Raw genomic sequence first — 12205 nt, 5'->3', positions numbered from 1 at the left:
TAGCATACTTTCTTTTATATTGAAGGAATATTAAGCAAGAAACCGAGCTGACTGAGATGTCTTAAATTTTCTTTGACAAAAATGTTGATCGTATCTCAGATACTTTTATTTCCTTCTTAAGCGAAGTTCAGGTTAACTATAATACGAATCTCAAAAAATAGGGTTGTTGCATTATCATGCTGCATTTCTTCCCTAATAACATTGACATTTTTAACGGAAATAATAAGCGAGAGCCATTATGGAAACGGCAAAAAACAACCATATTATGGTTGCAGATTCTCCTGCGGCAAAGCGGGCAAACATGACTGAAAGTGAATGGCGGGAAGCTATCAAGTTCGACAATCTTGATGTTGGCTGGGTCATCATGAGTATTGGCATGGCAATCGGCGCCGGTATTGTCTTCCTGCCGGTTCAGGTTGGTTTAATGGGATTGTGGGTTTTCCTGCTATCCTCGGTGATCGGTTATCCGGCGATGTACCTGTTCCAACGTCTGTTTATCAATACGCTGGCGGAATCCCCCGAATGTAAAGATTATCCCAGCGTTATCAGCGGTTATCTTGGTAAAAACTGGGGTATTCTGCTAGGTGCGCTCTACTTTGTTATGCTGGTCATTTGGATGTTTGTTTACTCAACAGCCATCACCAATGACAGCGCTTCCTATTTGCAAACTTTCGGTGTCACTGAAGGTTTGTTGTCTGACAATCCGCTCTACGGGCTGGTACTGATTTGTATTCTGGTTGCGCTTTCATCCAGTGGTGAGCGACTCCTGTTTAAATTATCCAGCTTTATGGTGTTGTCTAAACTGCTTGTTGTCGCGGTACTTGGTTTATCCATGATAGGCATGTGGCGCTTATATAATATTGGCGCGCTGCCACCAGCAGGAACGCTGATAAAACAGGCGGTTATTACGCTGCCATTTACCCTGACTTCCATTCTGTTTATTCAAACCTTAAGCCCAATGGTTATTTCTTACCGTCATCACGAGAAAAACCGTGAAGTTGCCCGCTATAAAGCATTAAGAGCGATGAATATCGCCTTTGGCGTCCTGTTCTGTACGGTCTTCTTCTATGCAGTTTCATTTACCTTAGCAATGGGACATGATGAAGCGGTTCAAGCTTATGAACAAAATATCTCTGCTCTGGCGATTGCGGCAAAATTCTTCCCCGGTGGCTGGGTAACGGTTATCAGTGTCTTGCTGAATATCTTTGCTGTGATGACCGCTTTCTTTGGCGTTTATCTTGGCTTCCGTGAAGCAACCCAAGGCATAGTGATGAATATTCTGGCGCGTATCATGCCAGCAGAAAGAATTAATAAAAACTGGGTGCAAAAAGGCATCATGATTTTCGCTATTTTGCTGGCTTGGGGAGCGATTATTCTGAATGCGCCGGTACTGAGTTTTACTTCAATCTGTAGCCCAATTTTCGGTATGGTCGGTTGTTTGATCCCCGCTTATTTGGTCTACAAAGTGCCAACGTTACACAAATATAAAGGAATATCTCTGGTCCTGATTATCTTTACCGGATTCCTATTATGTATCTCACCATTGTTGGCATTTTCCTGAGTTAAAACAAAAATATTAATTGAGTGAATCGCAGTCTGGTAACAGACTGCATTTATTTAATTGCACTATGGTTTAATCCTTTATAATAAAATCCAATTATAATTAATATTTCCAATAAGGTTATTTTATATTATATGTTTTCAAATTAATAAAATTAAAAATATAACCTGCTAGCAAAGTAATTAATGAAATTATATATTCAAAATTATATTAATATCAATGATAAAATAGATATCTGTCATAATATACATGAATATAAATAAACAAAGCAACCAGCAGAATTAAATTATTTAAATTTATGTAATTACAGTTAATATGAACATTCATTTAACACAGGCTGGTTGCTATCAGAATATCCACCTGAAGAACTGACCCGATTAGCGGCGGGTATATTAGGTCAATTGTATGAGTCTTTTTATTCCTGAATTGGGTATGGAATGTCGGACAGAACTGTATCTTTTGGAGAGAAAAAAGTTGAATTATTGTAGTGAAATTATTTTCAACGGAGAAATTGATATCAAGTAATTGGAAAACTATATAGGAAGTAGGATTATGATTAGTTAATGAATCCAATTACTGATATTTGTAGATATGGACACTATTACTGACTGGAAGGTGCTCTATTTCGTTAGTTGTCAGAATTTATACCACTCTGGCGCCATTAGCTTAAATCCCTGATAATCCTGCCAGATAATACTAATACGGCTGAGACAATTCTGAATTTCTTTTTCTCCAAATGATTGTGCCCAAAGTAAACTAAAGAAAGTATCGCAGGCAGTATGAAAAGCGATTCTTTTTAAAAACTCTCGGCTTGGTTTGCCTGCAAAATAGCCATCTATTTGTCCATGAACAAACGCTATGCTGTGTAATCGGCTAAATACCATCATCCGGCTGAATTCTTTGGCCGGATCGCCAAAACGATAACGGTTGAAATCAATTATCCACAGTTTTTGTTTATCATCGATAACCATATTTCCGACATGATAATCACCATGCAGGAACACTGGATTTATATTATCAAGCAGAGAGAAATTATTTTTTATGAAATCAATAAAGTCTGCTTCATGAGGGGTTTTGAGCTCACATTGATTATATCTGGCCAGTTTTTCCTGATAAATATTTTCTGCTTCCTGGCGGGGAGAAATGGTTTGAGGTGGTGCTGCTAATTGATGAATTTTTTGTAAATGCTTTCCAGCTTGTAAACCCGCTTCATATTGCAATTGTTCATTATGTTGTTCCAGCCAATTAATAGCATCCTGTCCCTCGATCCAATTTAGCAAAGAATAAACACTTTGGCCATTGTTGCAAATGCCAAAATTAATGGGTTCAGACATAGGAATATTATGGCTAAATAGTTGTTTCATCCAGAAAAATTCTTGCTGTTTTTTATCTTTCTGGCTGATATCAGCCAGACGTAATAACAGATGCTTACCTTGTTTATCAACAATATGGTATTTCTGATCTTTAGACCAGCCACGATTTTCAGGCTCTATTGTTTGCCAGTTTCCGGCTAATGGGATATCAAATATCATATCTGCGCTCCACTGTTGTTGATGAAAGTATAAAGTTAAGAAAGGCATAAAGATGCCGCTCTGAAAAATAATCCAAAGCGGCAGATAGCTTAAGGGCTGCTGCTATTTTTCCGCTTCGCCACCCAGCGCTTCAATGGTGTTTTTAATCAGCGCACTTAATTCACCGGCCATTAAAATAAAGTCAGCATCAAACCGTTGGGCATAATCTTCCCGATCGATATCGTCATTTTGTTCGTGCAGGGTATCACTGAATTTTATGCGTTTGAAAGCGCCATCATCTGACAACATAAACTGAATACGCTCTTCCCAGTCGAGAGCTAGCTTGGTAACACATTTTCCGGCTTCAATATGGGTGGCGATTTCATCAGAAACCAGATCCTGTTTTTTACAGCGGATTACCCCACCTTCTTCCAAAATAGCTTTTAGTTCGGCTTCATCCATTAAAGCAAAGCCCGCCGGCAGATCACCGGAACGCACCCATTCTGTCAGGGTTAATTCTATTGGATCTTTAAATGTCAGAGGAACAACAGGTAAAGAACCGAGGCTTTTTCTCAGTAACGCCAAATTATCTTCGGCCCGTTTAGCACTGGCGGCGTCAACAATGATTAGATTATTGGCTATGTCGATCCAGATATAAGTTTGGCTGAAACGGCTAAATGCCCGTGGTAACAGAGTGTGCAATATCTCATCTTTCAGAGAGTCTTTCTCTGTTTTTTTAAGTTTGCGATGTTGCTCTCCTTCCAGTTTTTCAATCTTTGCCTGTAGCGCTTGTTTGATAACTGGTGAAGGCAACATCTTCTCTTCTTTACGGGCGCAAATTAGGATTTGATTATTCGCAACATGGGTGAAAGCGTCGCTGTGAGAACCCATTGGCGGTACCCAGCCTGTTTTCGCCATATCCTGACTGCCACATGGGGTGAACGCTAACGGACTTAATTGTTTTTCCAGTTCATCCGCAGAAAGTGAAATTTCCCGGTTTAAACGGTAAATCATTAAATTTTTGAACCACAACATTGAAGTTACCCCATATTTTTGCTCGTTTAATCGGTGAGCATCTCAGACATAAGTCCGCATGATAACGAATCACAGAGGTAAGCCCTAGTCTCTTGTGTCAATTTATTGTGAATATAATCCAGGTAATCTAGCCTTGATTGTCTGTTTAGCAATTGCCCCGTAAACCGTCGCCCAATCGGGCGGCGATATAAGGGGAGCTAACCGGGGGTTTCCTGCGATCTGACATAGGTTTTCAACGTTTCAATCGTTGCGCCGCCTGCACGGGCGAAAGCGCGGTTACAGGTAGCCAGGCGCCATGAACACGTAGCCAACGCCAGAGCCGATTTTCAGCATAAGCTTTCCCGTACACTGATTGACGAAAACTAAGCGATCATTGTGGAGACGCTGAAAACGGCAAACATGATGAAAAATCACAGACTTGCTCGTGCTATTGGGGATGCAGTCTGGCATAGTTTCATCAGCAGGCTGGAATACAAAGCGGAACAAAAAGGCGTTTATGTGGTGAAACTCGATCAGTGGTATGCGAGTTCCAGAAAGTGTCATTGTTGTGGTGGCAAGATGTCGGAAATGCCGCTGCATAAACGACGCTGGCAATGCCCTGAATGCGCGGTAGAACATGACCGTGACATCAATGCGGCGATCAACATCCGGCAAAAAGGGATAGTTGAATGACAGGCGGCGGGACATGTCGTCTCTGCTCATGGAGGCCTGCGTAAATCCGTTGCACCAACGGTTGCGGCCTGAGAAGTGGGAAGCCTCGCCGTTTTTTACGGCGGGGAGCAGTCATATAAACGTTTTGCAGTTTAATAGCCGGCGTTTGTTCGTTGAAGTGGCATATGATGACGTACACAGCGACAACCCAGCTTATGAGAATAAAAAACAGACTATTCTGGAAACAGGAGTTCGTCTGTACTTCTGAGTTGAAAGTGATAAGGAGAGCTGAAGTTCTCCTTAACTAGCCTAAAAAGGGGGGGGGAAATGGTTAAGCATGTGTTGAAGGTCTCCACATTAGCCTTATTGGTCGCATTTAATGTCAATGCTGCAACGGTTGACTTGCGGGTAATGGAAACATCTGATGTTCACAGTAATCTGGTTGACTTTGATTACTTCAAAGGTAAACCCACAGAGCAATTTGGTTTGGTACGTACTGCGAATTTAATTAAAGCGGCCAAAGCAGAAGCCTCCAACACTATCCTGGTCGATAACGGTGACCTGATCCAAGGTAGCCCGTTGGCAGATTACATGGCGGCAAAGGGACTTAAAAAAGGGGAGTCTCATCCAGCACATCAATTAATGAACACAATGGGTTATACAGTGGGTAACTTTGGTAACCACGAATTTAACTTTGGTTTGGATTATTTGAAAAAAGTCATTGCCGGTGCGAAATTCCCTTATATCAATGCCAATATAATGGATGCTAAAACCGGCAAGAACTATTTCACGCCTTATATTATCGTTGATACGCCAGTGAAAGATCGGGAGGGTAAAGATCACATCATTAAAATCGGCTATATCGGTTTTGTACCGCCACAGATTGCTATTTGGGATAAGTTCAATCTGGATGGCAAAGTTGTCGTTAACGATATTACTGAAACCGCGAAAAAATTTGTTCCTCAAATGAAAAAACAGGGCGCAGATTTGATTATCGCTATTCCTCACTCTGGTTTTTCTAAAGATCCCTATAAGGCAATGGCTGAAAACTCGGTTTATTACCTGAGTGAGGTTGAAAGCATTGATGCAATTATGTTTGGTCATGCGCATGGTGTGTTCCCAAGCAAGGAATTTTCGGACATTAAAGGTGTTGATGTCGCCAGAGGTACGGTTAATGGTATTCCGGCCGTCATGCCTGGTCAGTGGGGCGATCATTTGGGCGTTGTTGATATGGTTATCAGCAATGATGGTGGGATTTGGAAGGTGGCGGAAGCAAAAGCGGAAGCACGTCCGATTTATGACAAAGTGGGTAAAAAGGCACTGGTTGGGCGCGATAGCGAGTTAGTGAAGATTATCGAGCAAGCTCATCAGGGAACCCAGAGTTTTGTCGGTAAATTGATTGGTAAAGCTTCTGCCAATATGTACAGTTATCTTGCCTTGATCCAAAGCGACCCGACAGTCCAGATTGTGAATGATGCACAGGCAGATTACGCGCGGCGTTTTATTCAGGGTGATCCGGATTTAGCAGATATTCCTGTTCTGGCAGCGGCGGCGCCATTCAAAGTCGGCGGTCGTAAGAATGCGCCCGCAGATTTCGTTGAAGTTGAAAAAGGTGATTTGACGTTCCGTAACGCGGCGGATCTCTATCTATATTCAAACACTCTGGCTGTTGTGAAGGTAACCGGTGCTGATGTGATTGAGTGGTTGGAGTGTTCTGCCGGCATGTATAACCAGATCGATCCAAATTCAACTCAGCCTCAATATTTGCTGAACTGGAGTGGTTTCCGTACTTATAATTTCGACACGATTAGTGGCGTAAATTATAAGATTGATCTGACTCAGCCCGCTAAATATGACGTTGATTGTCAGATCGTCAATCAAGGGGCGAACCGTATCAAGGAGGTGACTTATCAGGGTAAGCCTATCGATCCTCAAGCTAAGTTTCTCATTGCTACCAATAATTATCGTGCATATGGCGGTAAATTTGCCGGTACAGGCGAAAGTAATATCGCATTCGCATCACCGGATGAGAACCGCGCTATTCTGGCTTCTTACATTGTCAACGTGTCTAAAGAGAAAGGTATGGTAGCGACCCGGGCCGATAATAATTGGTCGATTATGCCAATCAAAACTGACAAGAAACTGGATATTCGTTTCGAAACTTCTCCAAATGAGAAAGCAGCGAAATTCATCAAAGAGTTCTCTCAGTATCCAGTGAAATATCTGGAAAACGATGATGTCGGTTTTGCAGTGTATCAAATTGATCTGACCGGAAAAAAATAATCTTAATAGTCGCCTGCCCTTGTTTGGGCAGGTTTTTGTTTGTTTACCATTCAATAGGGAAATAGTTTCCTATGAGGAACGATGATGCGCTTTTCTAACTTATTACCGGCAGTATTTGTTTTATTGGTTGTCGGCTGTGCCAAGCAACCAGAAGTCATTGATTCTTTTGAACTACAACCAGCAGAAGCGATTTCCTGTATATTGCCCGAGAATCCACCGGCAAATTATGATTACGTTGCTAAAAATGACCGTTATGGTCAGAACGCTAAAGCCTCTACCGATTATTTCAAACTGGCGATTAATTATTCTCCGGCATTTTGTAAAAACAAAGAGAATGAGATTAACAAATTGAAAAAAAATAACAAAATTGCCAAAGCGCGGAGGGAATATGAAAAGTTTGCATTGCAATGTTTCTCAGAAAACAAATTTGACTGGATAGTTCATGGCCTGTGGGCGCAAACCTGTGATGGTAGATCAATGGATCAGTGTCGTGATTGGTCTGATATCCGTAAACATCCACGTTTGTGTAAGGGGGATTTGCCATCACTGGATTATCAGGTGATTAAACCCTATCTGTGTACTTCTCCAGGTGTAGATCTGCTGCAAGCCGAGTGGGAAAAGCATGGCGTCTGTGCGTTTGAAACGCCAGATCAATTTTTCAGTAAACAGCAAGAGCTGTTCAATAGATTGGTATTGCCAGAGGGCCGCCTGTCTAACGAGCAGTTAATTAAGTTCCTTCAGGAAAATAACCCATCATTAAAAGGTAAAACTATCCAGATCAATCATAATGAATTTTACATTTGCTACAGCAAAAATTTCGACGTGATTGACTGTCCGAAACGTGAATTATAATTACCAAAGGATAACATGATGAATTATCAATATAAGTTGCTTGTTATTGCGGTTGGTAGCGCTCTATTGGCCGGATGTACCACTGATCCCGGTCATGATAAAACTGATGTGGTTGATGTCCGTGTTCTGGCTATAAATGACTTTCACGGTGCGTTGAAAGCATCGGGTCCAAACAAGCCGGGGGGCGTTGAACATATATCCACGCTGATTAAAGAACTGAAAAAAGAAAAACCTAACAATATCGTGGTTGGCGCCGGCGATATGATTGGCGGAAGCCCATTATTGTCTTCCATGTTCCATGACGAGCCAACGATAGAAACTCTATCCAAAGCAGGCCTGGAAGCAACGGCAGTTGGTAATCACGAGTTTGATAAAGGTAAAGATGAGCTGTTGCGTAAACAGAATGGGGGTTGCCATCCGGTGACGGGTTGTCAGGGACCAAATCCATTTACCGGTGCGAAATTCCAATATCTGGCTGCAAACGTAACGGTTAACGAAACAGGCAAGACTCTGTTTCCTGAATATGTCATCAAAAAATTTGAGGGCATTCCGGTTGCCTTTATCGGCCTGACTCTGGAAGGTACGCCAGAAATTGTGACGCCAAAAGGAACCGCAGGTCTGAGCTTTGCTAATGAAGTTAAGACGATTAACGCCTTGGTGCCTGAATTACAGAAAAAAGGTGTTAAAGCAATCGGGGTGTTGATTCATGAAGGCGCTGAACAGAAACATGATGGCGGCAATATTGATGTCAACGCCTGTAATGAGGTAACCGGTAAGGTGCTGGGTATTGTTAACCAACTGGACAAAGAGATTGATTTTGTCATCAGTGGTCACACGCATCAGGCTTATAACTGTGTGATTAATGGTAAGCCGGTCACGTCTGCTCAGGCTAATGGTGCTCTGATAACTAATCTGGATTTGAAGCTGGATAAAGTTACCAAAGATGTTGTTGATTTCGAAGCAAAAAATATTTGGGTAGATAACCATAAATATGGAAAGGATACAGAAATCACCAAGATGTTGGATGCATATGAAAAAATAGCAACACCATTGGAAAACCGTGTGATTGGTAAGTTGGATCGTAATTTGAGCCGGAAAACCAATAGTGCGGGTGAGTCCTCTCTGGGGAAAGTGATTGCGGATGCTCATCTGTATACCGCAGCGCCTGAAGAGAGCGGCGGCGCTCAAATTGCGTTTATGAATAACGGTGGTATTCGTGCTGATCTGGTTGGTGGTGATGTCACTTACAATGCTATTTACACTGTTCAACCATTTTCTAATGTATTGCTGACCAAGACTTTAACTGGTGAGCAAATTAAACGTCTGTTGGAACAACAATGGGATCGTTCTGAGCCGCAAATTTTGGCGGTTTCGAGCGGCTTCCAATATCAGTGGGACAGTTCTAAACCAATAAGGGATCGTGTCATTGTCAGTTCCATGAAAATTAACGGCAAGCCTGTTAAATTAAAAGGGAAATACCGTGTGGCGGCTAATGAATTTCTGGCAACCGGAGGGAGTAGTTTCTCTGTATTTAAAGAGGGTACTAACCCTGTATACGGTGTGCCGGATGTCGATGCTGTGGTGAAATATTTTGCTGAGAAATCACCGATTGCTTATCCTAAACAAGCTCGTATTGTTGATGTGAATAAAAAATAATCAACAACCTGTTTCGTTGGGTTATTTTGTTAATAATACTCAACGAGACAGATCCTAAATGAATTACCTTTCTGGTTTATTGAGCAGGATGTGGAAACGGGGAATAATGTTCTATCGTACCGCATTCCGATTCTCCCCCCGTTTTATCCACAGATCCCTAAAATAAAAACATTAAAATCATTTAAGAAACGAATTGATAAATAGTTTCAAGATCTGATGTTATAGAATATCACCAAATTTAAATTTTAAATTGAGCAGTTTAGCAGGAACCAACTTTACTAATTCAAAAGTAGATCTATTATGACAGATAGAAATGTTATATGGTTAGTGAGACCTGTAAGTTATCAGGCCATTTTGAAACGTTGCCCTGGCTGTGAGGTGAAAAAGGAGTTTTATCCAGCAGGTACATTCAGGGTTAATGCGCAAAAAAAAGTGTTGGATGTGTGGAGCATCTATAAATGCGAAAAGTGCGATTACACTTGGAATATTGATATTTTTTCGAGGATTAATGTCAATAAATTGGATGGCGACTTGTATGAACGATTTTTACATAATGATCAAGATGAAATTCGACGATATGCCTTTGATTATCGGATATTGGCAAAAAATAGAGCTGAACTCGGCGGTCCCCCTGACTTTATTATAGAAGGTAAAGAACTTCAGGATATGACTCAAACGCTAGCGGCCAAAATCACAGTACAGCTTGAATATTTCATTCCTGTTAGACTTATTTCGATCCTGACTAAAAAGCTTTCGTTGTCACGTAATCGAGTAACTAATTTTGTTAATCAAGGTGCTATTCAGGGGGTAACTACAATTGAATTAAATAAAAAGCTAAAGCGAAATATCACTCTTAGCATTAATGTTAACAATTTATTGTAAAAATCTGATGGTAATTTTGTCTGAATTAATCTGGTTTACCAGAGATGACATATTAAAGTAAGAATGGATGAGTGAAATGAATATTATAAAGAAATGGTGGGTGCTCTCTACTGTTTCAGCTGCGTTATCACTGGTTGCTGTCGATATGACAGTGTTGTATACCGCGCTTCCGAGTTTGACCCACAGTTTGGGCGCGAGCACAACGGAAAAGTTGTGGATAGTGAATATTTACCCTCTTGTCGTCTCTGGGTTGTTGTTGGGGGCGGGTACTTTGGGGGATCGTGTTGGGCATAAACGGCTGCTTGTTTGTGGTCTCATGATATTTGGATGCTCGTCCTTGATGGCAGCTTACTCTTATTCATCGGAAATGTTGATTGTTTCCCGGGCATTACTGGGAATCGGTGCGGCAACGATGATGCCTGCCACATTGTCGATTATCGCTTTGACATTCGATGATGAAGACGAGAAATCATTTGCAATTGGGATCTGGGCAGCCGTTGCCTCTGGGGGCGCGGCAATAGGGCCACTGATAGGAGGTGTATTGCTTGAATATTTTTGGTGGGGATCGGTGTTCCTCATCAATGTTCCTATTGTGATTTTGACATTAATTCTGTCGTGGTTGTTTGTCCCGACGTCTAAAACAGATTCGTCTCATCCGTGGGATCTTATTGGCTCATTGCAGATTATGGTTGTATTGATCAGCTTTGCCTATGCCATCAAGGAGTTCGCCAAGCGAGAGCCTTCTTATATCGGGGTACTTGTGACTTTCACTTTGACGGTGGGGCTTCTGCTGTTATTCATTCGACGCCAGAAACGAAGTGTACATCCGTTGATTGATTTCGATCTTTTCAAAAGTCCGGCTTTTTCGTCTTCAGTCATCGCTGGGTTGGTGGCTTCCGCCTGTTTGATGGGAATTAATCTGGTTTTAAGCCAGCGCTTGCAGCTTGTATTGTCATTAACCCCCTTGCAGTCAGGGCTCTATTTCTTGCCATTCTCATTGGGCGCAATTGTTGCGAGTCCTGTGAGTGGTTGGGCTCTTCCCCGTTTGGGGAGTGCTCGATTGCTCATTACATCTTTGTTGATGTACGCCTTTGCCATACTTGCACTCATGGCCAGTTTTTCCGCTCCTCTGCCTGTGCAGATCATTTGCTTTTTTGTTCTGGGAACATGTCTTGGGGCAACAATGACTGCCGCGTCCAGTACTATCATGCAGACTACGCCGCCAAATCGGGCAGGTATGGCCGCGTCAGTTGAAGAGGTTTCCTATGAGTTGGGTGGTGGACTGGGAATTGCAATAATGGGGAGTATCATGTCGGTTGTTTATAGTTATGCCCTTGAGCTTCCGGCTGATTCTCCAGTTAATGATGTTGCCGGAGATGGTATTGATGGCGCTTTGATAGCGGCGGAAGGAATGGCGCCTGATGCTGGTTTGGCTCTTGCAAACCTTGCCAGGTCAGCATTCGACGATGCCGTTTTTTCTGTGATGGGGGTCGCATCCCTGTTTCTTCTGGTGGTGGCTGCGTTGGTATGGTTCAATTTTCGTCGGTCCTCCTGAATGACTTCTCTCATTCTTCGGTTTCATAGTCGGTGTAATCGAATCAAAGCAGAGGGTGTGTAACTTGGTGAAAATAGGTTAATTTATTAATTTATAAGGTTTTTTAATAAGAAGCCACATTTTTGTGGCTTCTTATCTTTTGAACGGTGGGTATACTTCGATGTATATGGGGTTTTTGACTGACGAGATAAATGCGTATTTAAGAGAGGGGTTCTTGCT

9 protein-coding genes and 1 pseudogene are annotated in these 12205 nt (G+C 42.0%); 8 read left to right on the top strand and 2 right to left on the bottom strand.

Features of this window, described 5'->3' with window-relative positions; all coding sequences use genetic code 11:
- The first annotated feature begins 238 nt into the window (after positions 1-238).
- Positions 239-1561, top strand: coding sequence for an SLC5/6 family protein (locus ABR397_RS10660; protein ID WP_350305739.1), 1323 nt, complete (start codon positions 239-241; stop codon positions 1559-1561).
- Positions 1562-2196: 635 nt separating this feature from the next.
- Here the strand turns inward: ABR397_RS10660 and ABR397_RS10655 are convergent.
- Together ABR397_RS10655 and rdgC are read right to left on the bottom strand one after the other, a co-directional pair.
- The gene (locus tag ABR397_RS10655) at positions 2197-3093 is read right to left on the bottom strand and encodes an aminoglycoside phosphotransferase family protein (protein ID WP_350305738.1); all 897 of its coding nucleotides are present in this window, start codon (positions 3091-3093) and stop codon (positions 2197-2199) included.
- Positions 3094-3195: 102 nt separating this feature from the next.
- Positions 3196-4107 carry a recombination-associated protein RdgC gene (gene rdgC / locus ABR397_RS10650; RefSeq protein ID WP_350305737.1) on the bottom strand — a complete coding sequence of 304 codons (912 nt, stop codon included), beginning with the start codon at positions 4105-4107 and terminating at the stop codon, positions 3196-3198.
- 261 nt (positions 4108-4368) lie between these two features.
- On the opposite strand from rdgC, the pseudogene ABR397_RS10645 reads away from it, so the two are divergent.
- The 7 genes and pseudogenes from ABR397_RS10645 to ABR397_RS10615 form a co-directional block, all read left to right on the top strand.
- Positions 4369-4851: pseudogene (locus tag ABR397_RS10645) on the top strand (RNA-guided endonuclease TnpB family protein); the annotation flags it as partial.
- A complete protein-coding gene (locus ABR397_RS10640) occupies positions 4793-5026 on the top strand; it encodes a hypothetical protein (RefSeq protein WP_350305740.1) in 234 nt (77 codons plus the stop codon). The pseudogene ABR397_RS10645 and the gene ABR397_RS10640, both read left to right, overlap by 59 nt.
- A 59-nt stretch (positions 5027-5085) precedes the next feature.
- On the top strand, positions 5086-7041 hold the full coding sequence (locus ABR397_RS10635) for a bifunctional 2',3'-cyclic-nucleotide 2'-phosphodiesterase/3'-nucleotidase (RefSeq protein WP_350305736.1): 1956 nt from the start codon (positions 5086-5088) through the stop codon (positions 7039-7041).
- 81 nt (positions 7042-7122) lie between these two features.
- On the top strand, positions 7123-7893 hold the full coding sequence (locus ABR397_RS10630) for a ribonuclease T2 family protein (RefSeq protein WP_350305735.1): 771 nt from the start codon (positions 7123-7125) through the stop codon (positions 7891-7893).
- Between the two features lie 18 nt (positions 7894-7911).
- Positions 7912-9549 (top strand): bifunctional metallophosphatase/5'-nucleotidase, encoded by a 1638-nt coding sequence (locus tag ABR397_RS10625; protein WP_350305734.1) that lies wholly within the window; start codon positions 7912-7914, stop codon positions 9547-9549.
- Positions 9550-9849: 300 nt separating this feature from the next.
- Positions 9850-10431 (top strand): DUF1062 domain-containing protein, encoded by a 582-nt coding sequence (locus tag ABR397_RS10620; RefSeq protein WP_350305733.1) that lies wholly within the window; start codon positions 9850-9852, stop codon positions 10429-10431.
- A 76-nt stretch (positions 10432-10507) separates the two neighbouring features.
- Complete coding sequence (locus ABR397_RS10615; RefSeq protein WP_350305732.1) at positions 10508-11986, top strand: MFS transporter; 1479 nt, start codon at positions 10508-10510, stop codon at positions 11984-11986.
- The last annotated feature ends 219 nt before the right edge of the window (positions 11987-12205 follow it).

It is taken from the genome of Photorhabdus viridis (assembly GCF_040256935.1).
Taxonomy (GTDB): Bacteria; Pseudomonadota; Gammaproteobacteria; order Enterobacterales; family Enterobacteriaceae; genus Photorhabdus; species Photorhabdus viridis.
This window is presented reverse-complemented; position numbering and strand designations above follow the sequence as displayed.

Coding starts and splice junctions, on each gene's coding strand:
- ABR397_RS10635 (WP_350305736.1), top strand. CDS start 5,086: ATGGTTAAGCATGTGTTGAAGGTCTCCACATTAGCCTTATTGGTCGCA.
- ABR397_RS10620 (WP_350305733.1), top strand. CDS start 9,850: ATGACAGATAGAAATGTTATATGGTTAGTGAGACCTGTAAGTTATCAG.
- ABR397_RS10625 (WP_350305734.1), top strand. CDS start 7,912: ATGAATTATCAATATAAGTTGCTTGTTATTGCGGTTGGTAGCGCTCTA.
- rdgC (WP_350305737.1), bottom strand. CDS start 4,107: ATGTTGTGGTTCAAAAATTTAATGATTTACCGTTTAAACCGGGAAATT.
- ABR397_RS10660 (WP_350305739.1), top strand. CDS start 239: ATGGAAACGGCAAAAAACAACCATATTATGGTTGCAGATTCTCCTGCG.
- ABR397_RS10655 (WP_350305738.1), bottom strand. CDS start 3,093: ATGATATTTGATATCCCATTAGCCGGAAACTGGCAAACAATAGAGCCT.
- ABR397_RS10640 (WP_350305740.1), top strand. CDS start 4,793: ATGTCGTCTCTGCTCATGGAGGCCTGCGTAAATCCGTTGCACCAACGG.
- ABR397_RS10615 (WP_350305732.1), top strand. CDS start 10,508: ATGAATATTATAAAGAAATGGTGGGTGCTCTCTACTGTTTCAGCTGCG.
- ABR397_RS10630 (WP_350305735.1), top strand. CDS start 7,123: ATGATGCGCTTTTCTAACTTATTACCGGCAGTATTTGTTTTATTGGTT.